At 64.6% G+C, this 26,447-nt stretch carries 29 protein-coding genes; 12 read left to right on the forward strand and 17 right to left on the reverse strand.

What is annotated here, in order from left to right; all coding sequences use genetic code 11:
• The coding region (locus tag O9K64_RS21510) for a hypothetical protein (protein WP_335342339.1) at positions 1–234 on the forward strand (234 nt) is incomplete at its 5' end.
• A 74-nt stretch (positions 235–308) separates the two neighbouring features.
• A complete protein-coding gene (locus tag O9K64_RS21515) occupies positions 309–1,019 on the forward strand; it encodes a hypothetical protein (RefSeq protein WP_275100178.1) in 711 nt (236 codons plus the stop codon).
• 97 nt (positions 1,020–1,116) lie between these two features.
• On the opposite strand, the gene O9K64_RS21520 is transcribed toward O9K64_RS21515, so the two are convergent.
• Positions 1,117–2,094 carry an ACP S-malonyltransferase gene (locus O9K64_RS21520; protein WP_275100179.1) on the reverse strand — a complete coding sequence of 326 codons (978 nt, stop codon included), beginning with the start codon at positions 2,092–2,094 and terminating at the stop codon, positions 1,117–1,119.
• Positions 2,095–2,272: 178 nt separating this feature from the next.
• Between O9K64_RS21520 and O9K64_RS21525 the strand changes: the two genes are divergently transcribed.
• Genes O9K64_RS21525 through O9K64_RS21535 form a run of 3 tightly spaced genes read left to right on the forward strand, consistent with a single transcriptional unit; the run spans position 2,273 to position 3,752 of the window.
• Positions 2,273–3,148, forward strand: coding sequence for an HpcH/HpaI aldolase/citrate lyase family protein (locus O9K64_RS21525; RefSeq protein ID WP_275100180.1), 876 nt, complete (start codon positions 2,273–2,275; stop codon positions 3,146–3,148).
• Positions 3,135–3,491, forward strand: coding sequence for a TraR/DksA family transcriptional regulator (locus O9K64_RS21530; RefSeq protein WP_275100181.1), 357 nt, complete (start codon positions 3,135–3,137; stop codon positions 3,489–3,491). Before O9K64_RS21525 ends, O9K64_RS21530 begins: the two co-directional genes overlap by 14 nt.
• 36 nt (positions 3,492–3,527) lie before the next feature.
• Positions 3,528–3,752: a hypothetical protein gene (locus O9K64_RS21535; RefSeq protein WP_275100182.1), complete on the forward strand. Its 225-nt coding sequence runs from the start codon at positions 3,528–3,530 to the stop codon at positions 3,750–3,752.
• A gap of 187 nt (positions 3,753–3,939) precedes the next feature.
• Here the strand turns inward: O9K64_RS21535 and O9K64_RS21540 are convergent, their stop codons facing one another.
• On the reverse strand, positions 3,940–5,244 hold the full coding sequence (locus tag O9K64_RS21540; protein ID WP_275100183.1) for a TAXI family TRAP transporter solute-binding subunit: 1,305 nt from the start codon (positions 5,242–5,244) through the stop codon (positions 3,940–3,942).
• A 248-nt stretch (positions 5,245–5,492) separates the two neighbouring features.
• On the opposite strand from O9K64_RS21540, the gene msrA reads away from it, so the two are divergent.
• Complete coding sequence (msrA, locus tag O9K64_RS21545; protein ID WP_335342340.1) at positions 5,493–6,068, forward strand: peptide-methionine (S)-S-oxide reductase MsrA; 576 nt, start codon at positions 5,493–5,495, stop codon at positions 6,066–6,068.
• A gap of 23 nt (positions 6,069–6,091) precedes the next feature.
• On the opposite strand, the gene O9K64_RS21550 is transcribed toward msrA, so the two are convergent.
• Genes O9K64_RS21550 through O9K64_RS21560 form a run of 3 tightly spaced genes read right to left on the reverse strand, consistent with a single transcriptional unit; the run spans position 6,092 to position 9,728 of the window.
• A complete protein-coding gene (locus tag O9K64_RS21550; protein WP_275100184.1) occupies positions 6,092–6,769 on the reverse strand; it encodes an SIMPL domain-containing protein in 678 nt (225 codons plus the stop codon).
• 14 nt (positions 6,770–6,783) lie between these two features.
• Positions 6,784–7,653 carry an Hsp33 family molecular chaperone HslO gene (gene hslO / locus O9K64_RS21555; RefSeq protein ID WP_275100185.1) on the reverse strand — a complete coding sequence of 290 codons (870 nt, stop codon included), beginning with the start codon at positions 7,651–7,653 and terminating at the stop codon, positions 6,784–6,786.
• Positions 7,654–7,679: 26 nt separating this feature from the next.
• Positions 7,680–9,728, reverse strand: coding sequence for an elongation factor G (locus O9K64_RS21560; protein ID WP_275100186.1), 2,049 nt, complete (start codon positions 9,726–9,728; stop codon positions 7,680–7,682).
• Positions 9,729–10,074: 346 nt separating this feature from the next.
• On the opposite strand from O9K64_RS21560, the gene O9K64_RS21565 reads away from it, so the two are divergent.
• On the forward strand, positions 10,075–10,611 hold the full coding sequence (locus O9K64_RS21565) for an invasion associated locus B family protein (protein WP_275100187.1): 537 nt from the start codon (positions 10,075–10,077) through the stop codon (positions 10,609–10,611).
• A gap of 50 nt (positions 10,612–10,661) precedes the next feature.
• Here the strand turns inward: O9K64_RS21565 and trpC are convergent, their stop codons facing one another.
• A complete protein-coding gene (gene trpC, locus O9K64_RS21570; RefSeq protein ID WP_275100188.1) occupies positions 10,662–11,468 on the reverse strand; it encodes an indole-3-glycerol phosphate synthase TrpC in 807 nt (268 codons plus the stop codon).
• An 81-nt stretch (positions 11,469–11,549) separates the two neighbouring features.
• Here trpC and greB point away from each other — a divergent pair, with 81 nt between their 5' ends.
• On the forward strand, positions 11,550–12,050 hold the full coding sequence (gene greB / locus O9K64_RS21575; RefSeq protein ID WP_275100189.1) for a transcription elongation factor GreB: 501 nt from the start codon (positions 11,550–11,552) through the stop codon (positions 12,048–12,050).
• A gap of 45 nt (positions 12,051–12,095) precedes the next feature.
• Here the strand turns inward: greB and O9K64_RS21580 are convergent, their stop codons facing one another.
• Both O9K64_RS21580 and O9K64_RS21585 read right to left on the reverse strand, forming a co-directional pair.
• A complete protein-coding gene (locus O9K64_RS21580) occupies positions 12,096–12,299 on the reverse strand; it encodes a 4-oxalocrotonate tautomerase family protein (RefSeq protein ID WP_275100190.1) in 204 nt (67 codons plus the stop codon).
• Between the two features lie 84 nt (positions 12,300–12,383).
• Positions 12,384–13,577 (reverse strand): YbfB/YjiJ family MFS transporter, encoded by a 1,194-nt coding sequence (locus tag O9K64_RS21585; RefSeq protein WP_275100191.1) that lies wholly within the window; start codon positions 13,575–13,577, stop codon positions 12,384–12,386.
• A 112-nt stretch (positions 13,578–13,689) separates the two neighbouring features.
• Here O9K64_RS21585 and O9K64_RS21590 point away from each other — a divergent pair, with 112 nt between their 5' ends.
• Complete coding sequence (locus O9K64_RS21590) at positions 13,690–14,532, forward strand: LysR family transcriptional regulator (RefSeq protein WP_275100192.1); 843 nt, start codon at positions 13,690–13,692, stop codon at positions 14,530–14,532.
• 130 nt (positions 14,533–14,662) lie between these two features.
• Positions 14,663–15,091 carry an acyl-CoA thioesterase gene (locus O9K64_RS21595; RefSeq protein ID WP_275100193.1) on the forward strand — a complete coding sequence of 143 codons (429 nt, stop codon included), beginning with the start codon at positions 14,663–14,665 and terminating at the stop codon, positions 15,089–15,091.
• A 122-nt stretch (positions 15,092–15,213) separates the two neighbouring features.
• Here the strand turns inward: O9K64_RS21595 and O9K64_RS21600 are convergent, their stop codons facing one another.
• From O9K64_RS21600 to O9K64_RS21615, 4 genes are all read right to left on the reverse strand, one after another.
• Entirely contained in the window at positions 15,214–16,470 is a 1,257-nt protein-coding gene (locus tag O9K64_RS21600) for a putative bifunctional diguanylate cyclase/phosphodiesterase (protein ID WP_275100194.1), read from the reverse strand.
• Between the two features lie 11 nt (positions 16,471–16,481).
• Entirely contained in the window at positions 16,482–17,729 is a 1,248-nt protein-coding gene (locus O9K64_RS21605) for an HD-GYP domain-containing protein (RefSeq protein WP_275100195.1), read from the reverse strand.
• Positions 17,730–17,901: 172 nt separating this feature from the next.
• A complete protein-coding gene (gene cysK / locus O9K64_RS21610) occupies positions 17,902–18,813 on the reverse strand; it encodes a cysteine synthase A (RefSeq protein WP_275100196.1) in 912 nt (303 codons plus the stop codon).
• A 57-nt stretch (positions 18,814–18,870) separates the two neighbouring features.
• Positions 18,871–19,209 carry an AF1514 family protein gene (locus O9K64_RS21615; RefSeq protein ID WP_275100197.1) on the reverse strand — a complete coding sequence of 113 codons (339 nt, stop codon included), beginning with the start codon at positions 19,207–19,209 and terminating at the stop codon, positions 18,871–18,873.
• 349 nt (positions 19,210–19,558) lie between these two features.
• Between O9K64_RS21615 and O9K64_RS21620 the strand changes: the two genes are divergently transcribed.
• Positions 19,559–20,443: an HDOD domain-containing protein gene (locus tag O9K64_RS21620; protein WP_275100198.1), complete on the forward strand. Its 885-nt coding sequence runs from the start codon at positions 19,559–19,561 to the stop codon at positions 20,441–20,443.
• Positions 20,444–20,511: 68 nt separating this feature from the next.
• Here the strand turns inward: O9K64_RS21620 and trpD are convergent, their stop codons facing one another.
• The 5 genes from trpD to rpe all read right to left on the reverse strand — a co-directional run bounded on the left by trpD (position 20,512) and on the right by rpe (position 25,213).
• Positions 20,512–21,534 carry an anthranilate phosphoribosyltransferase gene (trpD, locus tag O9K64_RS21625; RefSeq protein WP_275100199.1) on the reverse strand — a complete coding sequence of 341 codons (1,023 nt, stop codon included), beginning with the start codon at positions 21,532–21,534 and terminating at the stop codon, positions 20,512–20,514.
• A 28-nt stretch (positions 21,535–21,562) separates the two neighbouring features.
• The gene (locus O9K64_RS21630; RefSeq protein ID WP_275100200.1) at positions 21,563–22,144 is read right to left on the reverse strand and encodes an anthranilate synthase component II; all 582 of its coding nucleotides are present in this window, start codon (positions 22,142–22,144) and stop codon (positions 21,563–21,565) included.
• A gap of 6 nt (positions 22,145–22,150) precedes the next feature.
• The gene (gene trpE, locus O9K64_RS21635) at positions 22,151–23,644 is read right to left on the reverse strand and encodes an anthranilate synthase component I (protein ID WP_275100201.1); all 1,494 of its coding nucleotides are present in this window, start codon (positions 23,642–23,644) and stop codon (positions 22,151–22,153) included.
• Positions 23,645–23,849: 205 nt separating this feature from the next.
• On the reverse strand, positions 23,850–24,530 hold the full coding sequence (locus tag O9K64_RS21640) for a phosphoglycolate phosphatase (protein WP_275100202.1): 681 nt from the start codon (positions 24,528–24,530) through the stop codon (positions 23,850–23,852).
• Positions 24,527–25,213, reverse strand: coding sequence for a ribulose-phosphate 3-epimerase (rpe, locus tag O9K64_RS21645; RefSeq protein ID WP_275100203.1), 687 nt, complete (start codon positions 25,211–25,213; stop codon positions 24,527–24,529). The genes O9K64_RS21640 and rpe overlap by 4 nt, the downstream gene beginning before the upstream one ends.
• 214 nt (positions 25,214–25,427) lie before the next feature.
• On the opposite strand from rpe, the gene O9K64_RS21650 reads away from it, so the two are divergent.
• Positions 25,428–26,252 (forward strand): DUF3530 family protein, encoded by an 825-nt coding sequence (locus tag O9K64_RS21650; RefSeq protein ID WP_275100204.1) that lies wholly within the window; start codon positions 25,428–25,430, stop codon positions 26,250–26,252.
• Positions 26,253–26,447 lie beyond the last annotated feature (195 nt).

The following is a 26,447-nucleotide window of genomic DNA, read 5'->3' on the forward strand; positions in this document are numbered from 1 at the left end:
ATTCAGCGATACATCGCAGAACTGGAAACGGCGGGACTCGTACAGAGGATCGAGCGCCTGGCGGCACATAAGGGCAAACAGAGCAATTACTACGATCTGTCCGGGCTGGTAGAAAGGCTAAAGGCCTTGGAGCCGGAATTTCGGCAAGTTCAGGAAGAGACAAAGGAAATGCGCCGCCAAGTGTCGCGTAAAGGCGGGTTGAGAAGGAGACGCGTGAATGAACAGGAGTCCTGAAAAGCTGAACCCCGGGCGCATGCTAGGCAGAGGCGGGTCCGGGGTCTACACAAGCAGAATAGGGCTTTGAGCGCATGGATGTCAAGAATTTTCCCTTTAACGACCTAGTGTTGGACGCCCTGGAATCCTCACTATCGCCTGAAAGAATAGCGACTTACACAAGGGTTGTCGATGGCGATCGGGAGCTCGCCGTCCGCCTTTATACCTGGAACACAGCAGTCAGTGCCGCATTCTACGGGCCTTTGCAGGGACTGGAAGTTGCTGTGCGTAACGCCATGCACCGTGAGCTTACAATAAAATATGGCGATCAATGGTATGACAACGAAGCCTGCGGGTTTGATGCCGGTAGCAAAACCAGGGTTGACCGGGCGAAATTGACGCTCACCCGTGGTCGGTACTTGGTCGATCCGCCTCACGTAGTCGCTGAGTTGCCATTCGGTTTTTGGGTTTCCCTCCTTGGAAAAGGTGGCCGCGGAGCCTCGCCTGATACATATAAGAAAAATTACGACATGACTCTATGGCGTCCTGCCCTCTATAAGGCATTTCCGCATGGAGGGCGCAGGAGCCGCGCACAAACGCACGGTCCCCTGGATTATCTGCGGACCTTCCGCAACCGGATCGCCCATCATGAGCCAATTTTTAATCGGCATCTTGAACAGGACTACCGTTCCATTCTGGAGGTTGCGGGCTGGATTTGTCCGGACACGGCGGACTGGATCAGACACCATAGCCGCGTCGAAGAGCTACTGGCCCATAACTGGAAAAAAGACAGGATTGTCTTCTAGACCAGCAGGGCCGCCGCGTTGCGCGGCCGGCTCCGGGGGTCACTGGGGGGCGGTACAGGGGCGGTTTCCCGCCCGTCTGTCTGAGGGAGTGGCCGGGTTATTCGACACCCGCGGCCGATTTGATCGTGGCCAGGTTGATGGCCGGGATGTACTCCGGTCGTGGTGATGCGCGGCGGGTGAACTTCTTGATGATGCCCTCCAGGTTGGGGCGCTTCTCCGCCGGTCCCTCGCCGGCACCGATGCCGCCGCCGAATTCGACGAACAGGTTGATGCCGTCATCCAGCGCACTCTGCAGGCAGCCGACCCAGTTGACCGGGTGGAACAGCTGGAAGAACAGGCGGGACTTGATGGTGTCGGCATCCGCCTCGTGGAAGCCGCCGGTGTAGTTGGAGAGCACCTTCAGTCTGGCGGGGGAAAACGTCGCCTCGGCCAGGGCCTCGCGGAAGCGGCGGGCCGCCTCCACCATATAGTAGGTGTGGAAGGCCCCCTCGGTCTTCAGCCGCACCGCCTTCTTGTTCGGCAGCCGCTCGGCCAGCTCCGCCGCCAGGGCGTCCAGATCGGCCCCGGCGCCGCCCACCACGGTCTGATCCGGCAGGTTGAGCCCGGCGATACCGCAGAAGTGCTTGTCGGCCAGGGGGCGGGCGGTCTCCAGGTCCACCGTGAGGGCCGCCATCTCGCCCTCGCCGAAATCGCCCATCAGTTGGCCGCGCCGGGCCACCAGTTTCAAGGCGTCCTCGAAGCTCAGCGCCTCCGCCGCCACCAGGGCGCTGTACTCGCCCAGGCTGTGTCCGGCGGCGGCCAGCGGCTGCAGCGGGGTCTCCGCCAGCTCGCGGTAGACCGTCAGGCAGGCGATGTGATGGGTCAGCAGCACCGGCTGGGTGTAGCGGGTCAGGTTGATCTTGTCATCCGGATTTTCCAGCGAGAGTTTGGCCATGTCATACCCCAGCACCTCGCTGGCCTGCTCGTAGACTTGGCGGGCCGAGGCGAACTCGGCGCACAGATCGCTGCCGATGCCGGTGTATTGTGAGCCCTGGCCGGGGAAGACAAAGAGGGTGCGCGGTGCGGTATCGGACATGGGGCTTCTCGTGTGGCTGAAAAATATGAGCGGGAAGGATAGACATTTCTGTAATTCAGGACAAGCATCGGCCTTGTCCCCCTTGTCCCCCTTGTTCCCCAGGGGGGTTCGGGTAGGATAGGGTGCAATACCGGCGCGCATTTACCGCCTGATTTATCAACTCCAGCAGGCATGGCCGATGACTTCCAGACCTTACACTCCGCTCCGTTCCGTACTTTATACCCCGGGGAGCAACGCCCGCGCCCTGGACAAGGCCCGCGCCCTGCCGGCCGACGGCCTGATCCTGGACCTGGAGGACGCCGTCGCCCCGGAGGCCAAGGCGCTGGCGCGGGATACGGTGGTCCGGGTCCTGGCCGAGGGTGGCTACGGCCATCGCCGCCGGGTGGTGCGCATCAACGGGCCGGATACCCCCTGGGGTGCGGCGGACATCACGGCGGTCGCCCGGGCGGGGGCCGATGCGATCCTGCTGCCCAAGGTGGAGACCCCGCAGGCCGTACTGGCGGCGCTGGAGGCCCTGGATGCCGCCGGCGGGCCGGCCGACCTGCCGCTCTGGATCATGGCCGAGACGCCGCGCGGTATCCTGGAGATCGGGGCTATCGCCGCCGCCCATCCACGCCTGGAGGTGATCGTCATGGGCACCTCCGATCTGGCCAAGGAGCTGCGGGTGCGCCACACCCTGGATCGGGTGGGGCTGGTCGCCGCGCTGGGGCACTGCGTGCTGGCGGCGCGTGCCGAGGGGCTGGAGATCCTCGACGGGGTCTATCTGGATCTGCGCGACGAACCGGGTTTCGAGGCCGCCTGCGAGCAGGGCCGGGACATGGGCTTCGATGGCAAGACCCTGATCCATCCGCGGCAGATCGAGGCGGCCAACCGGGCCTTTGGCATCAGCGGCGAGGCGCTGGAGCGGTCGCAACGGATCATCGCCGCCTGGCGCGAGGCGCAACAGGCCGGGCGCGGTGTCTGCGTGGTGGAGGGGTGCCTGGTGGAGCAGCTGCACATGCAAGAGGCTGAGCGGACAGTGGCGATGCACGAGGCGATCCGTGAGCGCGGCTGAAGTGGAACGGTTCCGGCGGCGCTTGCTGGCGCGCCGGGCCGAGTTGATGGCGGATACCGATACCGCCAGCGACGCCGCCAATATTGTGGAGCTGGATCAGACCCGGGTCGGCCGCCTGACCCGCATGGACGCCCTGCAGCAGCAGGCCATGTCCCAGGAGAACCAGCGGCGTCGCGCGCTTGAGTTGACACGTATTGTCCAGGCATTGCGCCGTATCAAGGACGACGAGTATGGATATTGTGTAGAGTGCGGCGAGGAGATCGCAGAGAACCGCCTGGCGGTCGATCCGGCCGCCCCACTCTGCATCGGTTGTGCCAGCGAGCGGGAAAAGGGGCGCGGTTGAGCGTACCGGCCCCGATTATCAGAGGAGTTCTATGAGATGAATTGCAAAGTCATGGTGTTGCCGAGCAGGGAACCGGAGCAGATCCGCCTGGTACGGATTCCGGAAGATATGGAGTCCCATGAGGCGTTTCGCCACGCCACCGGGGTGATCGCCGCCGCCGAGGAGGCGAACCCCCAGTTTACCTGGGAGGATATCGAGGACGCCCTGGATGCCCAAGGTTTTCGCACTCTCGATTTCGTCCTGGGGCCGGCGCTGGACTGACTGGCCAGGTGCGGATCCTTCAGTGTTGCTGCTGTAGGAGCGGCTCCGCCGCGAAAAGCGTTCGCGCCGGAGGCGCTCCTACAACGTGCCGCATTCGGCCGCTGCCGGCATGGCGTGGCCGAATAGCCCCCGGCCGGTGCCTGTGGGATTCACACCGGTATCGACCCGCCACCGGCGCGGACCACCATCACCCGCCTTCCCCCACCTGCCGCTCCAGTTTCTGCTGGATCAGGCTGATATGCAGGCGCAGGTCGTACAGCTCCTCGGCGTAGGAGAGCGGGATCTCGATATGCGCCACCTCGTGCTCGATCCGCTCCAGCGCGGCCCGGGCCTGCTCCAGATCGGCATCGGGCTGGAACAGCAGGTGATCGATGGTCAGCACCTCCCGGTACCAGCGGTAGATGCGTGAGCGCATGCGCCAGCGGTAGATCGGCGGCATGATCTTGAACAGCGGCAGCATCAGCGCCAGGAACGGTAGCAGCATCACCTTCAGCCGGTCCACCAGGGTGGCGGCCCAGAACGGCAGGTAGCGTTGCAGCAGTGGCGGTCCGTACTGGTAAAAGCGTTCGGCCTCGCCGCTAAGGGGGTAGACCAGGTACTCCGGGGCCGGGAACTGTCCGCTCTGTTCAAACCAGCCCCCGTTCCCGTGCACCGTTCGCGTGGCCTGCAGCAGCAGCCCTATCAGCGCCGGGTGGAGATCGTCGCGGACCACCAGGTTGGCGCTGGCGGCCAGCAGGATGGTGGGCCGTTGCGGCAGGTTGCGTTTCAGGTCGATCACCCCCTGCGGCAGGATCACCGACGAGAGGAAGCGGTGGCTGCGGGTGTAGGCCTCGGCGCGGGTAAAACTCAGCAGCTGGATCTGTTCGGCCTCCAGCAGGCGGCGCACCACCGGTGACAGGGGCGAGGCGACAAAGAAGGCGGCGTCGAGCTCGCCGTTCAGCAGCGCATCGGCGGCGGCCTGTCCCCCCGTTTCCAGCAGCGGGCTGTTGCCCGGGGCGATGCCGTTGTCCGCCAGCAGTTGCAGGGCCAGCGAGCGGGTGCCGCTGCCCTCGGCACCGATGGCGATGCGCAGACCCTGCAGGTCGGTCAGCCGGCCGACCGGCTGTGTCCGGCGATGAAATACCCAGAGCGGCTCGAAATAGAGACTGCCGAGGGAGCGCAGCCCGGCCTCCTCCGGCGTGTTGCCGCTGGTGCCGCCCTGCACCAGCGCCACCGCCACCTCGCCGCGGCTGAGGCGGCCGATGTTGTCGATGGAGCCCGCACTGTCCAGGATCTCCAGCTCGATCCCCTCCTGCAGCAGCCGTTCCCGGTAGGCCTGTCCGAACAGGTAGTAGGCCCCGTCCGGCAGACCGGTGGCCATGCGGATCCGTTCCGGTGGCGCCGGCTGGACGAACTGGTAGGCGAGTACGAAGCCCAGCAGCACCAGTAGTACCGCTGGGCCGAAGATGTGCAGGTGATCCTTGCCTGGCACGGGTTTGCGTTGTTTGCCCAAGACGCTATCCTGATCCGTTGATGTGGTGAATCTCGCGCAGTCCATAGTTGGGGTGAGGATCGAACCCCAACATCATGGGGCACACGCATGACACCCCGTTGGGGTTCGCGGGCTCACCCCAACCTACACTCTGGGATCGGGCAGGACCGACAGGGTCCTGCGCCTTTGCGAGAATAAATTGGGCTAATATTCCTGAAGGCCAGATACGGCTCCCGCTATTCACTATAACCCAGATTCCCGAGGTCGCCATGCGGATCACCAACAAGCATTTCGTCAACGGCAACCCGCTGCTGCCGCCGTTTCCCCAGGGGCTGGAGCGTGCCCTGTTCGCCATGGGCTGCTTCTGGGGGGCGGAGCGGCTATTCTGGCAGATCCCGGGGGTCTACAGCACGGCGGTCGGTTATGCCGCCGGGCATCGGGCCGACCCCAGTTACGAGCAGGTGTGCAGCGGCACCACCGGACATGCCGAGGTGGTGCAAGTGCTGTTCGACCCCGAACAGGTCGCCTATGCCGAGCTGCTGAAGCGCTTCTGGGAGGGGCACAACCCGACCCAGGGGATGCGCCAGGGCAACGATATCGGCACCCAGTACCGCTCCGGGATCTACGTCACCAGCGAGACGCAGCGGCGCCAGGCCGAGGCCTCCCGGGACGCCTTTCAGCCGGCGCTCACGGCGCGCGGCTATGGCCCCATCACCACCGAGATCGTGGCGGCCCCGGAGTTCTACTATGCCGAGGAGTACCATCAGCAGTACCTGGCCAGGAACCCGGGTGGCTACTGCGGTCTGGGCGGTACCGGCGTGGCCTGTCCAGTAGGGGTGGATTGAGCCGGTGCCGCCCTTTGGCGGCGTTACTTCGGCCGCAGTTCGATGGTGCCGTTGATCTGCACCTCGAGCCGCTGGCTGCCCGCCTCCAGGGTGGGGGCGGTCTCCGCGCGCAGGGCCATGGCCTGCATCGGATAGGGTCGCGGGGCCCCGCCGTCTTGACTGATATTCATCTGTACCAGCCGGTAGCGGTTGTGGCCCATCTCCTGGCTGATCAGCTCGGCCCGGGTGCGGAAGCGCTGCAGCGCCTGACGGATCAGCCGCTCCTCGATCTGTTCGCGCCGCTGCGGCGAGATGCCGTAGCTGATGCCGCCGATGCCGAGCGACGGCTGCAGTTTGCCCATCAACTCGCTGATGGCCGCGGCGTCGCGGCCTTCCAGGCGCAGCGACTGGCGCACGCGCCAGCCGGACAGGGTGTTGCTGCGATAGACCGGGCTGGTCTGGTAATCCAGGGTCTGCACCTTGATCCCGGGCTGCTGTTTGGCGGTCTCCACCGCCTGGCGCATAGTGCGGTTGACCCGGGCGCCGAGTTCGGCGGGATCGCTCCCCTCGTGCTGGACGAACAGGGTGGCACTGAGGGTGTCGTTGTCCACCTCTTCAGCGGCGGAGACCGTCAGGTTGATGCGGTCGTAGGTCGGGGGCTCGTCGGCGTGGAGCTGGCCGGTGTTCAGGGTCAGCAGTAGCAGCAAATAGCGCAATATCATGGTTGATCCTCGGGTCATTGCGGCGTGCCGGAGGTCCCGACCGGCACCCCGCCGATAAACAGCTGTTCCACGTCGATGGCGTCAAACCGGTAGTGCTTGTTGCAAAACTCGCAGTCGACCTCGATGGCCCCCTGCTCAGCGAGGATCGACGCCAGCTCCGCCCGGCCCAGGGCGCGCAGTGAATCGGCGATGCGTTCCCGGGAACAGCCGCAGCGGAAGGCGACCGGTTCCGGTTCGAACAGCCGCAGCGGCTCCTTGTGGAACAGCCGGTGCAACAGGGTCTGCACCGGCAGGTTCAACAGCTCATCCCGGGTGACGGTCGCCGCCAGCAGGCAGATCCGCTCCCACGCCTCCGGGTGCTCCCGCTCCGCGGGGAGCTGTTGCAGAAACAGGCCGGCCGCCCGCTCCCCATCCGCCACCAGCCAGAAGCGCGAGGCGAGCTGTTCGGAATGGTTGAAATAGCGCTCCAGGGCCTCGGCCAGGTTTTTTCCTTCCAGTCCGACGATCCCCTGATAGCGGTCGCCGCCCTGGTTGGCCACGGTCAGCATCATCTGGCCGGCGCCGTAGATGGCCGGCAGATCGCCCTCCGGCAGCTCGCCCTCCCAGCGCGCCAGCCCACGCACGGTGCGCTGCCGGGTGGCCTGTGCCACCAGGGTGCGCAGCGGGCCGCCGCTCTGCGCCTGCAGGATCAGTGAGCCATCGTATTTGATGGTGGCGGAGAGCAGCAGCACCGCGGCCATGGCCTGGCCGAGCTGTTCTGCGACCGCGGCGGGGTAGGCATAACGCTCCCGCACCGCCTTCCAACTGGCGTCCAGCTGGACGATCTCGCCACGGATATCGAGTTCGTCGAAAACAAAACGATAGAGCCGATCTTGTGTGTTCATGGTGTTGATAGTAGGCAATCCGCTGGTCAGAAGATATCGAAGCGCTCGAACTGGGTGCTGAACTGGCCGCGCCCCTGGGTCATGCTGCGCAGCTCGGTGGTGTAACCGAGCAGGCTGGCCAGCGCCACCTCGCAGTGGATGGTGGCCTGGGCGATGGTGCGTTCGGTGTCCTGGATCAGGGCGTGGCGGGATTGCAGATCCCCCAGCACCGTGCCCAGGTTCTCCTCCGGCACCACGATCTCCGCCTTCATGATCGGCTGCAGCAGGGCCGGTCCGGCACTCTCCAGCGTCCTGCGCAGGGCGCGGGCGGTGGCCGAGGTGAGAGCCTCGGGGGTGGAGTGGGCACCGAACAGCTCCACCTGGGTGACGTTCACCTCCAGATCCTGCAGCGGGGCCCCCTCCAGGGGGCCGCCACCGAGGGCAAAGCGGATGCCCTGTTCCAGCGCCTCCCGCTGCGGGGCGGTGAGCTGGCTGCCCTCCGGCAGGATGGCCGGCTGGCAGTGGCTGACGATGCCGCCACCCCGTGGCAGCGGGCTGACGGCGACCGTCACCTGGGCCCGCAGCGGCTCCTTGCGGGTCGGATCGGCCGGCGGCTGGAACAGGTGCGTCAGCTCGCTGCGCCGGGTAATGGTCTCGCGCAGTGCCACGGCCGGCTTGCCGGTCCTCACCTGCAGGTTGTACTCGCGCTGCAGCCGCTCGATGATGATCTGCAGGTGCAGCTCGCCCATTCCGCGGAGCAGGTTCTGGCCGGTTTCCGGATCCTCCCCGAACTGCAGGGTCGGGTCCTCCTCCTGCAGCTTCGCCATCACCTCCAGGAACTTCTCCTCCTGGCTGGAGGAGGCCGGCTCTACCGCCAGGCTCAGGACCGGCTCGCGGGTGTCGATGCGCTCCAGCAGCAGGGGGTGGTCCGGGTGGCACAGGGTATCGCCGGTGGCGGCGTGGCGCAGCCCGGCCAGCAGCACGATATCGCCGGCGTGGGCGATGTCTAGCCGACTCTTCCGGGCCGCATCCACGTCGAATATACGTGCCACGTGTTCCCGCAGCTCGCTGCCGTCGGCGCGGCTGAAACGGACCGTATCGCCCGGTCTGAGCAGGCCGCGGTAGAGACGGGCGAACACATGCCGTCGCCCGTCCCACATCTGTACCTTGAAGGCCAGTGCCACCAGGGGCTGGTCGTCCTCCATGGCGATGGTGGTGGTGGCGCCGTCGGCCAGCCAGGCGCTGGCCGGCGGGCGCTGCAGCGGCGAGGGGAGCAGCCGGACCACCCCGTCGAGCAGCGGCTGCACCCCCAGGTTACGCAGTGCCGAGCCGCCGAAACAGGGGCACACCTCACCCTTCAGGGTGGCCGCGCGCAGCGCCGCCCAGACCTGCTCCGGGTCGGGCTCCTCGCCGCCCAGCACGCGGTCGGCAAGGGCCTCATCGGTTTCCGCGATCCCCAGTAGCAGACTCTCCCGATACGCCGCCACCGACTCCCACAGGGCCGGGTCGCAGGGCGTGGTCTCCAGTAACTCGCCATGCTCGCCGCCGAAACGGATCAGGCTGCGCTCGATCAGGTGGATCACCGCGCCCTGTTCCAGCAGCGGCAGGGTGACCGGCAGCGGGCGCGCGCCGAGGCGTTTGCCGATGGTGGCCAGGGCATGATCATAATCGGCTCCGGCGCGGTCCACCTTGTTGACAAAGAAGAGGCAGGGGAGATTGAATTTCGAACGCTGCCGCCACACCGTCTCGGTCTGCGGTTCGACGCCGCGGACCCCGTCCAGCACGATCACGCAGCCATCCAGCACCCGCATGCTGCGCTCCACCTCGATGGTGAAGTCCACGTGTCCGGGGGTGTCGATAATCTGGATCAGGTGATCCCGCCAGGTGGCCTTGGTGAGTGCCGAGGTGATGGTGATACCGTGACTCTGCTCTTCCGCCATGTAGTCCATGTGCGCGGCGCCATCATGCACCTCGCCGATCTTGTACAGCGCCCCGGTGTAGAACAGGATGCGCTCGGTCAGGGTGGTCTTGCCGGCATCGATATGGGCGGCAATGCCGATATTGCGAACTTTTTCAATCGAATGGCTATTATTCATTTGACAGACTGCAGCGAGTTTGGGTACCCGGGCAAGACTAAACGACTCGGCGGCAATGTGGAACAAGCGCGGCGCGGTAGGCCGCTTTTTTTGTCCAGGGATGGACTTATGCGGCAAAGGCCGGATCGGTGTAGGGGCAACCCCCCGTGGTTGCCCGGCGGATGGGGCGGTGTCGAAAGATCAGGCAGGCACAGGGGCCTGCCCCTACGGCGGGCTACGCAGATAATATCCGGGAGTGGCTTTTGTCGCCCCCGGCCGCTGGTTTGCGGTAGGATGTCAGAGTGTCGTGTCCCATGGAACGCGGCATGGTCAATCAGGACGTGGAGCAGTTCGGGAGCAACAGCTTATGATGCAACGTGGATGTGCGATTCTATTACTGGCCCTGGCGGTGGTGCTGACCCCCGTTAGCGGGATCTCGGCCGAAGAGCCAAAGGGCGAGGCAGCGGGCGAGGCGTCAGGCGGGCAGGTGTTCAACGACTGGGGACGGCGTTGCGAGATCCTGACCAGCACGGGGGAGGAGCTCTGTCTCATCTTCCAACGGCTGCGCCTGAAAGAGAACAACCAGACGGTGCTCTACGTAACCTTCGGCTATCCGCCCCTCGGCACCGGGCCGGTGATGGTGCTGACCACGCCGCTGGGGGTTTCGCTGATCGCCGGCGTTCAACTGCGGGTGGACAATGTGGGTGAGCCCCTCAAGGTGCCCTACAATCTCTGCGCCGCCGACGGCTGCCGCGCCAGCCTGGCGGTGGATGCGACCCTGCTGGCGGCGATGAAAAAGGGCGACAAGCTCCAGGTGGCCTTTGCCGACGCCCAGAACAAGCCGTTGGGCCTGGAGGTGTCGCTGAACGGCTTTAGCGCGGCCAACGATTCGTTGAACAAGTAACTCGCTATCGGGCTTTTCCGCAGTAGGTCAGTGTTAAATCCGACAGCCTCCTAGGGTCGACCGAACAGCTCCGCCAGGCGCTCGCCGGGCTCCGCGGCGCGCATGAACGCCTCGCCGACCAGGAAGGCATGAACGCCATGGCGGCGCATGCGCGCCACGTCGGCGGGGCTGTGGATGCCGCTCTCGGTCACCACGATGCTCTCCGGGGGGATCCGCCCCAGCAGCTCCAGGGTGGTGTCGAGGGAGACCTCGAAGGTGCGCAGGTTGCGGTTGTTGATGCCGATCAGCCGGTTGTCGAGGCGCAGCGCCCGCTCCAGCTCCGCCGCGTCATGCACCTCCACCAGCACGTCCATGCCCAGCCCGAGGGCCAGGGCATTGAGCTCCACCAGCGTCCCGTCATCCATGCAGCTGACGATCAGCAGGATACAGTCGGCGCCGATCAGCCGTGCCTCATGCACCTGGTAGGGGTCGATAATGAAATCCTTGCGGATCACCGGCAGGTCGCAGGCGGCGCGGGCCTGCTTCAGGTAGTCGTCGCTGCCCTGAAAGAAGTCGATATCGGTCAACACCGAGAGGCAGGCCGCCCCGCCCCGCTGGTAGCTGGCGGCGATCTCGGCCGGCCGGAAGTCGGCGCGGATCACCCCCTTGCTGGGGGAGGCCTTCTTGATTTCGGCGATCACCCCGGCCCCGCCCTGCTCGATCCGCCCGGCAATGGCCCGGGCAAAGCCGCGGGTGGGGTTGTCGATCTGCGCCAGTCGTTCGGTCAGGCGCTCCAGCGGCAGCGCCGCCCGGCGCTGGGCGATCTCCTCGCGTTTGCGCCGGATGATCGTTTTCAGGATGTCGGGTGTATTGCTCATGGGCAATCTTCTCTGGTAAATACGGTCAGGGAGCGTAGTTTACACGTTCTTGTTTTTGAATTAAGCCTGTACGAGGTAGAGATGGGCCGTTACCGTCCCCCACAGCCCAAACAGTCCCCCTACATCACCCGCGCCGGTTACCTGCGCCTGGAGGCGGAATCGAAGCTCCTTTGGGGGCGTCGCCGCGAGGTGACCAAGGCTCTCGCCGCCGCCGCTGCCGAAGGGGACCGTTCGGAAAATGCCGAGTATATCTACCGCAAGAAGGAGCTGCGGGAGCTGGACCGGCGCATCCGCTACCTGCAGAAGCGCCTGCCCGACCTGAAGGTGGTGGAGACGCGGCCCAGCAACCCGGAACAGATCTTCTTTGGCGCATTGGTCGAGCTGGAGGATGACGCCGGTGAAGCGCTGGCGTACCGGATCGTCGGTCCGGACGAGTTCGATCCGCAGCGCGGCTGGATCAGCATGGATGCGCCGCTGGCCCGGGCGCTGCTGAAGCGCTTTGTCGACGATGAGGTCAGGGTGCAGACCCCGGCCGGGGAGCGCCGCTTCTGGGTGCTCTCCGTCACTTACGCAGTCGACTGAGGGCCGGGCGCTTCAGCGGCACCATCCAGGCTGCATCCGTAGCGGCTATTTACTCTCCTGACGCAACGCGCTGACCGAACGCCCGCCGATGCCCCAGTTGTCGGTGGGCACCTCCTCGATCACCACCACCGTGGTGGCCGGGTTCTTGTTCAGGGTCTCCTGCAGTAGCCGGGTCACCCCCTCGATCAGGGTCGCCTTCTGTTCGGCCGTGGCCCCCTCGTTGGTTATCTTGATGTTTACATAAGGCATGGTTTGCTCCTCCACTGGATTGTCTGGTGCGCCCGGGCATGGTGTCACACTCCTGGGCGCGGCGGCCAATGTTTTGCCGGCGATTCAGGCGCGGCCTGGCTGGGGGCAATCCGGCTGCAGCCGCGACCGCCGCTCCCGGGTGCCGATGGCCAGCAGGGTACCGGCGGCGCTCAGGCCGGCGGCCAGCCACAGGGCGATCTGCGGGTTGCCGCTCTGGGCCATCAACTGGCCGGCAACAATCGGACCGCTGATCTGGCCGACCCCGTAGGAGGTGACCAGCAGGCCCATCAGGCGTGCCGGATTATGCTGTGCCAGATGGCCCGCCTGGCTCAGCACCATGGCGACCAGGCCCATGAAGGTGAAGCCGAAGCAGAGCCCGCCGGCCAGGGTGGCGGTGGCGCTCCCCAGCAGCGGCAGCAGCAGGCCCACGGTCTGGATTAGATAGGCGGTCAGCAGGCTTGGCAGATTGCCGGCACGCGCCGCCCAGCGCACCCACAGGTAGCACGAGGGGGCGGCGGCCAGCCCCAGCAGCAGCCAGGCCGACTGGCCGATACCGGCCAGTTGCGGATTGGCCTGGATCACGGCAATGATGAAGGTGGTGCCGACGGCGAAGCTGGCGCCGGCGAAGAAGTAGCTGCCGGCCAGGTAGAGAAACGGCCGTCCCAGCTCGCGCCAGGCCATGTGCCGACCGGCCTGCGGGTGGGGCTCCCCACCGCCGCTCCTGACCCAGCGCCAGGCGGGCAGGACGAACAGCAGGCCCAGCAGGGCGCTGGCCCACCAGGTGAGGCGCCAGTCCAGCGGGCTGTCGGCACCGCCCAGTGCCAGCGCGGTGAGCACGATACCGACTCCCACCCCGCCGAAGTGCACACCGATCAGTTGGTGCGCTCCCTGGCGGGTCAGGTGCTCCAGCACCAGGCTGGTGCCCAGCACCATGCCGGCGGCGCTGCTGAGCCCGGAGAGATAGCGCAGCAGCGACCACACCGGCATGGATTCGCTCAGGGGCAGCAGGGCGTTGCAGAGTACCGCCAGGATCAGGCCGGCGCGGAACAGCCGCTCCCTGAGGCGGCTGTTGCTCAGGCTGCTGGCCAGCAGCGCGCCGCTCAGGTAGCCGGCGAAGTTCATCGCCGCCAGCAGCCCGGCGGCGGCGTCGCCCAGTCCCAGGGCCTCCTGCATGCGCGGCAGGGCCGGGGTATAGGTGAAGCGGGCGATCCCCATGGTCAGGATCAGGCTGCTGATCCCGCCCACCAGGATCTGCAGGTTGTGGCGTGAGCTGTGCAAGGTGGCTCTCCCGTGGCTGTTGTCTGCCGAAGAGCATGCAGCGGCTTGCCTATCATTACAAACGATTTATAATGATCAAATCATTCACTATTTATGAATACAGAGGTGGGGGATGGAGGTCAGCAGTCTGCGTATCTTTCTCAGTGTGGCCGAGACCGGCGGTATCTCCGCGGCGGCCGATAAACTGCACTATGTGCAGTCCAACGTGACCGCGCGGATCAAGAAACTGGAGCAGGAGCTGGGGGCGGCGCTGTTCGTGCGCCGCAGTCGCGGCATGTCCCTGACCGCGGCCGGGCGGGTGCTGAAGGACTACGCCGAGCGCATCCTGCACCTGGAGCTGCAGGCCGCGGATGCGGTGCGCGGCACCATCCGGGATGGCGGCTCGGTGCGCCTCGGTTCCATGGAGACCACCATGGCGATCCGCCTGCCGGCGATCCTCAAGACGCTGCACGGCGACATGCCGGCGGCGGAGATCAGTGTCAGTACCGGACGTACCGAGGGGCTGATCCGCGATGTGCTGGAACACCGCCTGGACTGCGCCTTTGTGGGCGGTCCGGTGGAGCATCCCGAACTGGTCAGCGAGATCGCCTTCGAGGAGGAGCTGGTGCTGGTCACCGCCCGCCAGGCGGTGACCCCCAATGTGCTGCTGGTGTTCCGCACCGGCTGTGTCTACCGGGCGCGGGCCGAGCAGTGGCTCAGGGAGGAGGGACGCCTGCCCTACTCGATCATGGAGTACGGCACCCTGGAGGGGATCCTCGGCTGCGTCGGCGCCGGCCTGGGATGCACCCTGATGCCGCGTGCCGTAGTGGAGCGTTCGGCCTTCCAGGTCGATGTGGCGGTCACCCCGATCCCGGCGCATATCGCCCGCATCCAGACCCTGCTGATCCGTCGCCGGGACACGCCGCTGAGCGGCGCCATGCACAAGCTGATCGAACTGACCGAGGCGCACCGCTGAGCTTGCCAGATAGTATCAGATGAGACTATGCTGTCTTGCAGCATAAATAAATTACCTTTTGTTCATACGGATATCTGGCCTCCGCCGATGCCTGGCGATAGCGGCCTGATGACAGAAACAGAGTGGCCCCATGATCAACAACGAATGGCTGAAGCGCGACGACTACCGCTATTTCTACACCATCCCGACCCGCTGGAACGACAACGACCAGTTCGGACACCTGAACAATGTCATCTACTACCGGCTATACGAGGCGTTGATCGTCCAGTACCTGACCGAGGTCGGTCTGGACTGGATGCAGGACCCGGTGATCCCCTACGCGGCCGAGAGCCTGTGCCGTTTCCGCCGCGCGGTCAGCTTCCCCGATGTGCTCGATCTGGGGCTGCGGGTGATCCGGGTGGGGCGCACCAGCGTGGTCTACGCCCTGGCCATGTTTCGTCAGGGCGAGGACGAGGCGGCGGCCACTGGCCACTGGGTGCATGTCTATGTGGACCGCCAGACCCAGCAACCGATGCCGGTACCCGAAGCGATCCGCGAGGCGATGCGGCGCGACCAGTGAGGCGGTTGTCACCAGCCTCAGCCAAGGTCGAATACCGTTTAACAAGGCCTCCGAATTGTGGCTGGATGGGGCCCGCTCCATGGAGCTTCACCGGCGCACTGCCTCCGACGGGGTGTGCCGGTTTAGGCATGTGCCCTTGCCCAGGTGACAAATGCGGCATGTGGCATCGGGCGGGCGATGTGATAACCCTGAATGATGTCGCAACCAAGATCGACCAGGGCCTCGCGCATGGGTGCCGTCTCCACCCCCTCGGCAACGATCTCCAGGCGCAGTTTTCTGGCCATCTGGATAATGGTGCTGACGATATGCCGGTCGAGGTCGTCGTCAAGGATGTTCAGAATGAAGGAGCGGTCGATCTTCAGCTCATCCGCCGGCAACTGCTTGAAGTAGGCGAGGGAGGAGTAGCCGGTGCCGAAGTCGTCGATGGAGATGCGTATGCCGTTGCCCTGAAGCCGCTTCAGGATGTCCGCACTGCGCGCGATATCCTGCATCAATGACCCCTCGGTGATCTCCAGGGTCAGCAATTCGGGGCGGGCGTCCCAGATGCCGATGGCGCTGCTGACCGCTTCGATGAAGCGTTCATCGGTCAGGTCAAGGGCCGAGATATTCACCGCCACGGAGAGATCCCGGGCCGGATCACCCCACTCCTGGCGTTCGCGCAGGGCGGTGTTGATACACCACCAGGTCAGTTTCGGCATGATGCCCATGCGCTCGGCCACAGGAATGAACTGGTCCGGGGGGATCATGCCGTGAACCGGGTGGCGCCAGCGCATCAGCGCCTCGGCACCCAGCAGGCACCCGCTGCGCGAGGCGATCTTCGGCTGGTAGTGAAGGGTCAGCTGGTGGTCGGTGATGGCGCTATCCAGGTCGCCTTCGATATCCCAGTCGGTGACGATCGCCGCGAGATCGTCATGATTGTATATCTGGTAGGGGGTCTGGGTGATTTTGGCGGCCCGCGCGGCAATCTCGGCATAACGGAACAGCTGCTCCGCATCCCGGGTCTGTTCCGGTGAGAAGGCCATGCCGATGGCAAAGGGGAATTTCCGCTCCCGGCTCCCGATCGCGATGGGGGTGTCGAGTATCCCTGCCAGCTTGTTGGCCGCCAGCACGCCGTGGCCGCGATTTCGCAACCCGGAAATGAGTACCGCAAACTCAAACCGGCCCGAGCGTATTACCCGGTCGTCGGGACGAGTCGCCGCTCCCAGTTGGGCGACCAGATCGGCAATGATCCGTTCCGACAGCCGGGCACCAAAGATGCTGCCCATCCGTTTCAGGCCATGCAGGCTGATCAGCATCAGCGCGCAGCGCTTGTCTGCCGGCGCGATCAGGCGGTCCAGGTGGTCAAGCAGCTGTGAGGGGGTTGCGATGCACTCTTTCACGGGGTTCCGGCTTAGAAGTAGTAAAGGCTTTGATCCAGTTCATAGGCTCCCGGCGGCAAGCCCCGGGCGATGCTGGGCGGGGTGGTCCCCTGGCTCTCCAGGCCGGCCCGCAGATCCAGTTCATGAAACTCATCCAGCAGCTGTTTGTCGCTGTCGAGCAGGAGCATGATCAGCGGCCGCAGGCGGTAATGTTCATTCTGGCCGATCACCACGCCGACGCTGCCGTTGTTGAGTTCGACCAGGCTGCCAACGGGATAGATGCCCACCACCTGAATGAACTGCTCCACCAGTTCGGTCTGAAAGTCGATACCGCGCCATTGGTAGAGCTGTTCGATCGCCTCGAAGGCCGGCAATGGCCGGCAGAAGGGACGCTGCGAGGTGATGGCGTCGTAGGCGTCCACAATTCCGGCAATGCGGCCGAACAGGGGAATCTTCTCCGCGCTCAGTCCCAGGGGGTAGCCGTTGCCGTTGTGCCGCTCGTGATGGGTGCGGATCATCTCCAGCACCATCCGGTCCGCGCCCTTGGTCTGTTTCACCATCTCGAGCCCTATTCGCACGTGCTGTTTGACCGTTTCAAACTCCTCGATGCTCAGGCGGCGCTGGTTGTTCAGCAGCTCCTTGGGGAGCCTGCACTTACCGATATCGAACAGAAAAGAGCCGGTCGCCAGCGAGTTGAGCTGGTTGACCGGCAGGCCCAGGTGGCGGCCGAAGGCCACCGCCCAGACCGCGCAGCTGAGCGCATGGTGATAGGTGTAGCTGTCCATGCTCTTGAGATGGGCCAGCCAGATAAAGGCATCCGGGTTGCGGGTAATGCTCTGCACCATCGGTTCTATCGCCCTTTTCAGGATCGGCAGTTTGAGCTGTTTGTCGCCTTCCGCATCCTGCAGCAGGGTCTGGTAGGTGCTTTCCACCGCCTGGTAGTGGCCCCGGGCACTCCTGAGTTCCTCCTTGCGCGGTTTGGACTTTTCGTAGTTGATGCGGGCGCGTCCCGTGAGGCTACGGATCTGCACCGCGTCGGATTCCCGGCCGCACTCATCGTACTCGCGCAGTATATGCCCGGGGATCGAGTGGTCCTCGCTCTTCTGCACATCCACATAGACGTAGTCGCAGTAGCGTTTCAGCTCCCGCAGGTCCTGTTCGGAGAGGATGCGGAAGCCCTGGATAGGGTATGGCGTCTCCAGCCAGGGCCGGTCAAGGCTGGAGACAAACATGCCCAGTTGCAGGTCGTCCACACGAACTTTAAGGACGCTTATTGGCATTGCGCGGCTCGGGGCGGCTGCTGTCCATGCCCAGAATCTCCATTGTGTAACTTGGTTATTCGGTGTTCTTTCTTCCTTGTATCATATCTACCGGGGCAGCGGAATCTTTATCCTTTTTCGCTGCCGCCGAGCCGAGCCGAGCCGAGCCGAGTGGCGGGGTGCGGCAGTCGCCTCAGCTCCAGAGGTCGGTGCTGAGGTAGCGTTCGCCGGTATCCGGCAGCATGGCCAGCAGGATCTTGTCGCGGAAGGCCTCCTCCCGGGCCGCCTGGATCATACCGGCCACCGCAGCGCCGGAGGAGATGCCGGCGAAGATCCCCTCCTGTTGGGCCAGGAAACGGGTGGTGTCGTAGGCCTGCGCGGTGGTGATCTGGAATACCCGGTCGTAGATTTGGGTATTCAGGGTCTCCGGGATGAAGCCGGGCGCGGTACCCATGATCTTGTGTTTGCGGGCGATCCCCCGGGAGAGGATGGGCGAATCGGCCGGTTCGGTGGCAATGATCTGGATATGCGGATTGTGCAGACGCATGTATTTGCCGATACCGGAGATGGTGCCGCCGGTGCCGGTGGTGCAGACGATGGCGTCGAGCCGGTCACCGAAGTCGGCCCAGATCTCGTCCGCCGTGCCCTGGTGGGCATCCGGATTGTCGGGATTGAAGTGCTGGCCGACGAAGAACCAGCCGTGTTCCGCCGCCAGTCGCTTGGCCTCCTCGATAGCCCCCTTGGTGCCTTTTTCCGCTGCTGTCAGCACCAGCTTGCCGCCGAAGGCGCGCAGGATGGTCTTGCGCTCCTCGCTCATGTCCTCGGCCATGACAAAGACCGAAGGGTAGCCCTTCTGCGCCGCGATCATCGCCAGGCCGATGCCGGTGTTGCCGGAGGTGGGCTCGATAATGGTGTCGCCGGGCTTGAGGTCACCGCGCCGCTCGGCACACTCGATCATGTTCAGGGCCGGCCGGTCCTTGACCGAGCCGGCCGGGTTGAAGCTCTCCAGTTTGACCCAGAGCTCCGCGGCCAGGATATCGGTCACCTTGTTCAGGCGGATGACGGGGGTGTTGCCAATGGTCTGCAGGATGTTGTCGTATTTCATCGGGGCGGCCGGCTGTGAACGAGCCCGGAATGATAGCCTATTTGGTGTTTTTCTGCTTCAGAGATCGACCGCCAGGTAGAAAAACACGAAGCGTCCCTGTTGAAAGTCGATACGCAGGGTGGCGTTCCGGTGCAGGGCATAATCCACATAGCCTGGGGTGGCGCTATCGAGATGGCATTCACTGGCGTGCTGCGGTGACTCGAAGTCCCGGTCCCGGTCATACCAGGAGAGCAGCATGTGCTCGCCCAGGCGCTCCCCGGCCTCACGGTTGGCCAGCGCCATCGCCTCCAGGTAATCCCTGGGCGCGGGTTCGGGGTTCAGCGAGATCAGGGTGACCCGGCTGTAGTCCGGTGCCGTGGGCAGGGTGCAGACCGGGTGGCGGTCATCGGTAGTCATTGGTGGTTCCCGTGATGTGCATGGTACTGGTTGGAATAGTATACGCACGCAACGCTTAAGGGTAATCCGGAACAATGACTGCTATATTTTCAGGCAGAATATTAAAAAATGAGACCTTCCGCACACAGGATTTGCGGCGGTTGGCCGCTACCCTCACCGGGATCCCAGTAATAAGGCGATTGCCGGAAATGAATATCCCGGATTGCGTAGGATTTTCGTTTCCCTGCAAGGCGCCCCAAGCGAAGCATAGTCGGACTATGTGATGCCTGGGGCAACGCCGCAGGGGGACGAAAAGACCAGCAAGCGGGGATGTTCATTGACGGAAATCGCCTAAGAGCAGGAGAGATATATGTCCATAAGTACCGGCACGCAAACCCCTGTGCGTCACACCGCCGAGCAGCTGGTGCAGGACTCCATGACCCTGATCTCCCTGCCGGCCGCCTTCACCCGCCTGCAGGAGGTGATGGCCGCGGATGACAGCAGCATGAAGGATGTGGCCGATGTGGTCTCGCTCGATCCGGCGCTGGCCGCCCGGCTGCTGCGCATCGCCAACAGCGCCTATTATGGCCTGCCCTCGCAGGTGGAGACCATCACCCGGGCAGTGAACATCCTGGGCACCCGGCAGATTCACGACCTGGCGCTGGCCACCAGTGTGGCGCAGGCGTTTGAGGGGTTGCCCAACGAGCTGATGGACATGAGCACCTTCTGGTACCGCAGTGTGATGAGCGGGTTCCTTGCCCGTGAACTGGCCAGGGTCTGCGGTATGCGCGAGATCGAGAGCCTGTTCGTGCGTGGGCTGCTGCTGGATATCGGCCACCTGATCCTTTACAGCCGCTTTCCCGAGGAGTGCCGCCAGGCGCTGGCCCAGTCCGGTGATGACCTGTTGGGGTTCTATCGTCTGGAGCGCGAGCTGATCGGTTGTGACGCCAATGAGCTCGGCACCCAGCTGATGCGGAGCTGGAAACTGCCGCAGAGCTTCGTCGACTCGTTCGCCTGGCTGCAGCACCCGGAGGAGGGGCAGACGAACGCCCGGCAGGCGGCGGTGCTGCACCTGGCCGCCTGGATCACCCATGGCCTGAATACCGATCTGCTGATGGAGCAGATTTTCGAAAAGATCGCCGCCCCGGCCTGGGGGCTGACCGGCCTCAGCCGTCAGCAGGTGGTGCAGGTCAGCGATACCGTCTCCGGGGAGATGATCGAGGCGATGTACCGGATCTTTGCCGTCAACGAGTAGACCATCGCGTGGGCACAGAAAACGTGCCTACCCTACTCGGCAACGAACGTCAGGGGTCGGACCCCGGGTCAGTCGAAGCCCTGGGTCAGGATCACCAGCCGATCGAGACGGTTTCGGGCCTCGCCGCTGGCGATTGCCTGGCCGGCCCGTTCCACCCCCTGCTGCAGGGTCTCCGCCACCCCGGCGGTATAGATGGCGGCACCGGCATTGAGCTGCACGATATCCCGGGCCGGGCCGGGCTGATTGTCCAGCACGGCGCGGATAATGGTCAGGCTGGCGGCGGCGTCCGCCGCCTTCAGCTGATCGATGGGCGCCCGTTTCAGTCCGAAATCCTCCGGCTGGATACTGAAGCGGCGGATCTGTCCCTGCTTCAGCTCCGCCACCTCGGTGCGCTCGCCGATGCTGATCTCGTCCAGGCCGTCCCGGGAGTGCACCACCATCACGTGGCGGCTGCCCAGTTTCTGCAGCACCTGGGCCAGCGGTTCCAGCAGCGCCTCGCTGAACACCCCGAGCAGCTGGTTGGGCACCCCGGCCGGGTTGGTCAGGGGTCCCAGCACATTGAAAATGGTGCGCGTGCCCATCTCCCGGCGCGGGCCGATGGCGTGTTTCATGGCGCTGTGGTGGCCCGGGGCGAACATGAAGCCGACCCCCACCTGGCGCACGCATTGCTCGACCTGTTGCGGGGTCAGATCGAGACGGATGCCTGCCGCCTCCAGGGCATCGGCGGCACCGGATTTGCTGGAGACCGAGCGGTTGCCGTGCTTGGCGACGTTGCAGCCGGCGGCGGCGGCGACAAACATCGAGGCGGTGGAGATGTTGAAGGTGCCCGAGCAGTCACCGCCGGTACCGACGATGTCCACGGTGTGGGAGAGGTCGCCGATGCTGACGCCGCTGGCCAGCTCGCGCATCACCGCGGCGGCGGCGGCGATCTCGGTCACCGACTCTCCCTTCATGCGCAGTCCGATCAGAAAACCGCCAATCTGGGCCGGGGTGGCGCCGCCGGTCATGATGGTGCGCATGACGCTGGTCATCTCCTCGTTGGAGAGATCCTTGTGGGCCAGTACCTGATTGATCGCCTGTGGCATCTCCATTGTGTTTCCCCTCTGAATACCTTGGTTCTTATGTGCCCTGCAGAAAATTATCCAGCAGATCGTGTCCGTGTTCGGACAGGATCGATTCCGGGTGATACTGCACCCCCTGGACGTTCAGCTGGCGGTGGCGGACGCCCATGATCTCGTCCATCTCGCCGGCCGCATCCTGGGTCCAGGCGGTGATCTCCAGGCAGTCCGGCAAGGTTTCCCGGTCGATCACCAGGGAGTGGTAACGGGTGGCGGTGTAGGGATCGTTCAGGCCGTTGAAGATCCCCACATTGGCGTGATAGATGAGCGAGGTCTTGCCGTGCATCACCTCGCGGGCGTGGACGATGCGGCCACCGAACGCCTGGCCGATCGCCTGGTGCCCCAGGCAGACCCCGAGGATGGGGATCTCTCCGGCAAAGCGCCGGATGGCGGCCACCGAGATACCCGCCTCGTTGGGCGTGCAGGGGCCGGGGGAGATGACAATATGCGCCGGTTGCAGCGCCGCGATCTCCTCCAGGGTGATGCCGTCGTTGCGGTAGACCCGCACCTCCGCGCCCAGTTCGCCGAAATATTGCACCAGGTTGTAGGTGAAGGAGTCGTAGTTGTCGATCATCAGCAGCATGACTGGCTAGGCTCCTTCACAGCTGTTGTTGTCCAGGCCGGCCTCGGCCAGCGTCACGGCACGGAACACCGCCCGCCCCTTGTTCATGGTCTCCTCCCACTCCAGCTGCGGCTGTGAGTCGGCCACCACCCCGGCCCCCGCCTGAATATGTAACTGACGGTCCTTGATCACCGCGGTACGGATGGCGATGGCGGTATCCATGTTGCCGTTCCAGGAGAGGTAACCCACGGCCCCGGAGTAGATACCGCGTTTCACCGGCTCCAACTCGTCGATGATCTCCATGGCACGGATCTTGGGCGCCCCGCTGACGGTGCCGGCGGGGAAGGTGGCGCGCAGTACGTCGATGGCGTCCATCCCCTCCTTCAACTGGCCGGTGACATTGGAGACGATGTGCATCACATGGGAGTAGCGCTCCACGATCATCTTGTCGGTCAGCTTGACACTGCCGGTCCTGGCCACCCGGCCGGCGTCGTTGCGCCCCAGGTCGATCAGCATCAGGTGTTCCGCCAGCTCCTTGGGGTCGGCCAACAACTCCTGTTCCAGGGCCTGGTCCTCGGCGTCGGTGCGTCCCCGGGGGCGGGTACCGGCGATGGGACGTACCGTGACCTCGCCATCCTCCAACCGGGTGAGGATCTCCGGCGAGGAGCCGACGATATGGAAATCCCCCAGGTTGTAGAAATACATGTAGGGGCTCGGGTTGAGCCCGCGCAGCGCCCGGTAGAGATCCAGGGGCCGGGCGTGGTAGGGGACGGTGAGGCGCTGGGAGATCACCGTCTGCATGCAGTCGCCGTCCAGGATGTACTCCTTGATCCGCTCGACCGCCTGTTTGAATCCGCGCTCGGTAAATCCGGAGATGAAATCGGCCTCGTTGATCTGGCGACGCTGTCCGGGCGGTTGATCCGGCAGGCACTCGCGCATCCGGCCGACCACGGTTCGCAGCCGTTTCCGGCCCGAGTCGAAGGTCCCGCCGGCGGTCGGGTCCACGTGCACAATCACGTAGAGCCGGCCGCGCAGGTTGTCGAATACCACCACCTCATCGGAGACCAGCAGCAGGATGTCCGGGGTGCCGATGGTGTCCGGATTGGGGCACTCGGCCAGTTTCGGCTCGATATAGCGAATGGTGTCGTAGCCGAAGTAGCCCACCAGGCCGCCGGTGAAGCGCGGCAGGTCGGGATGACTGGCCACTCGGTAACGCTGCTGGAAGGAGTCGATGAACGCCAGCGGGTCTTCGACCTCATGGGACTCCTCCACGCGGCCGTCGGTCTCGACCGTGATGGTATGTCCGGTCACCCGCAGCAGGGTCCGGCAGGGCAGGCCGATGATGGAGTAGCGGCCCCACTTCTCGCCGCCCTGCACCGACTCCAGCAGGTAGGAGTTGGGGGCATCGGCCAGTTTCAGGTAGACGCTCAACGGGGTGTCCAGGTCGGCCAGCACCTCGCACATCAGCGGGATGCGGTTGTGGCCCTGGGCGGCCAGCTGTTCAAATTGTTCAGGTGTCATGTGCCTCTCCACACAAGCAAAACTTAAAGACAGAGATAGCGGGGCGCGGGCATCACCAACGCCATCGGGTTCCGGTCTTGTCTGTCGTGTGGTGGAGCATGCGGAAGGGCTTATAGCTGTTTAAGTTGTGAGGCTAAGATAATCGATTCCGGCGCAAGTATCCAGTTTGATCGCGCCGCCTTGATCACGCCGCAGGCAGTCTGGGTTATTCAAACAGCCCCTCCAGCTGTTCCAGGGAGTCGATTACCGCATCCGGCCCGGAGTCGCGGATATCCACGCCGTGATTGTAGCCGTAGGGGACGCAGACGATGGCGAATCCGGCGGCCCGTGCCGCCTGCACATCGTTGGACGAGTCGCCGACCATCAGGGCGTCTGTCGGACTCAGGCCGAAGTGTTCGGCGCTGTGCAGTAGCGGCAGCGGGTCGGGTTTTTTTCGCGGCAGGCTGTCGCCACTGGTAATCAGGCTGAAGTAGTCGTGGATGCCCAGCGCCTGCAGCAGCGGACGGGTGAACTGTTCGGCCTTGTTGGTGACGCAGGCCAGGGTGTAGCCGGCCTGGCCGAGCCGCTCCAGTGCCGGCTTCACGCCGGGATAGAGTTGCGAACGTTGGCCGTTGTACCGCTGGTACAGGGTCATGAACAGGGGCAGCGCCCGCGCATACGCGGCCGCCTCCGGTTCGCCTGCCAGTTGGCCGACCAGCGCCCGCTTGACCAGGCGTTCGACGCCGTTGCCGACCCACTCCCGAACCCGCACCTCGCCCCAGGCCGGCTGCTCCAGCTGTGCCATCATGCCGTCGATGCAGCGCGCCAGGTCCGGCACGCTGTCCACCAGGGTGCCGTCCAGGTCGAACAGGATCAGCCGCGGCTTTTTCACCAGACCCGCGCTCATGCCTTGGCCAGTTCCTCGCGCATCAGGCCGATGACGCTGTCATAGCGGTGCGGATCGGAGGCCTGGGCGTGGCCGAAGATGCCGGAACCGGCGACGAAGGTGTCGGCGCCGGCGGCGGCGATCTCGCGGATGTTGTCGGTTTTTACCCCGCCGTCGATCTCCAGGCGGATATCCCGGCCCGAGGCATCGATCAGCCGGCGGCAGGCGCGCAGCTTCTCCAGTGCCGCCGGGATGAAGCTCTGGCCGCCGAAGCCGGGGTTGACCGACATGATGAGGATCATGTCGATCTTGTCCAGTACATAGTCCAGGTGGCTGAGCGGGGTGGCCGGGTTGAACACCAGGCCCGACTTGCAGCCGTGATCGCGGATCAGCTGCAGTGAACGGTCGACATGCTCGCTCGCTTCCGGGTGGAAGGTGATGTAGGTGGCGCCGGCCTTGGCGAAGTCGGGGATGATGCGGTCCACCGGTTTGACCATCATATGCACGTCGATATCCGCGGTCACTCCGTGTTTGCGCAAGGCTTCACAGACCAGCGGGCCGATGGTCAGGTTGGGCACATAGTGGTTATCCATGACGTCGAAATGGACGATATCCGCGCCGGCCGCCAGCACACTGTCAACTTCCTCGCCCAGTCGGGCGAAGTCGGCCGAGAGGATGGATGGCGCTATTTTGTAATCGGTCATGGAGCTGCTCCCGTTCGGCCTTGGCGGCCTGTCGAATTGTGAATGGGGGCACTCTACCGCAAGCGTTGGAACATTTCATCTGTAAATTTCCTAAGATATTGATTGAGAAGCATTATTTATGGTTGCCATAAAAATACCTTAAGAACCTGGTTGACCCGGATAGCGGCTACAATGGCACTATGCATGGTTAGCGGAACAATTTGTCGGAGGCGATATGCGGATTAACCTGATGACGGTCGCCGGGCTGCTCTTTGCCGTGCAGATCTGGGCTGCCCCGCTCTGGGCATCGGACCTGGCGCGCGAGGGACGTATCGCGGCGGAGATCCAGGACGCGCTGCTGGTGGGCGAACCGCTGACGCTGCAGGCGCAGGGCGTGGAGTTCTTTGCCATCCAGGCGGCGGAGGAGACCGATTACATCCAGGGGGCGGCCATTATCCTGCACGGGCGGGGCGCGCATCCGGACTGGGTGGATGTGATCAACCCGCTGCGTTCCCGGCTGCCAGAATACGGCTGGAAGACCCTGTCGATCCAGTTGCCCATCGCCGCCTCCGACGCCTCCGACTGGGTCTACCGGGAGCTGATCCCCGAGGCCTTCCCGCGCATCACGGCCGCGGTGGAGCACCTGAAGCGGCAGGGTGTGACCAATATCGTGCTGATCGGGCACAGCCTGGGGGCGCGCATGGGGGTCGAATATCTGGCGCAGGGCGCCCCGGCAGAGTTGCGGGCGTTTGTCGCCATTGGCCTGTCGGTGGACAACTCCATCGCGGACAGTGGCATCCCGGACAGCGGCACCCTGGGGGCGCTGAAAAAGTTACGGCTGCCGCTGCTCGATATCTACGGCAGTCGGGATATCGACCCTGTCCTGAACAGCGCGGCGGCCCGCTCGGCGGCGTCGCGGCAGGCGGAAAATGGCGCTTATCGGCAAACCCGGGTGGACGGCGCCGACCACTTCTTCAACGGCCTGAACGACACGCTGGTCGCCGAGGTGCGTGCCTGGCTGGGGCGGGTGGCGCCGGGTGAGGAGCGGCGCGTTCGTTAAGCGTTAAGTAAGCGTTAAGGGGTCAGTGCGGCTTGGCAATGTCGCACATTCTAGCGGGTGAGACTCCCGCCCGGGTAAGCGTTAGCCACGAGCCCGGTATCGAGCCTTGCAGCCGTAGCGGTAACGGTACAAGCGTTAAGGGGTCAGAGCCCTTTTAGTTTTGTCTCCTTACCGGAATACCCTGCGCCGTGCACT

The sequence above is a fragment of the Sedimenticola hydrogenitrophicus genome (genome assembly GCF_029017505.1).
Taxonomy (GTDB): domain Bacteria; phylum Pseudomonadota; class Gammaproteobacteria; order Chromatiales; family Chromatiaceae; genus Sedimenticola; species Sedimenticola hydrogenitrophicus_A.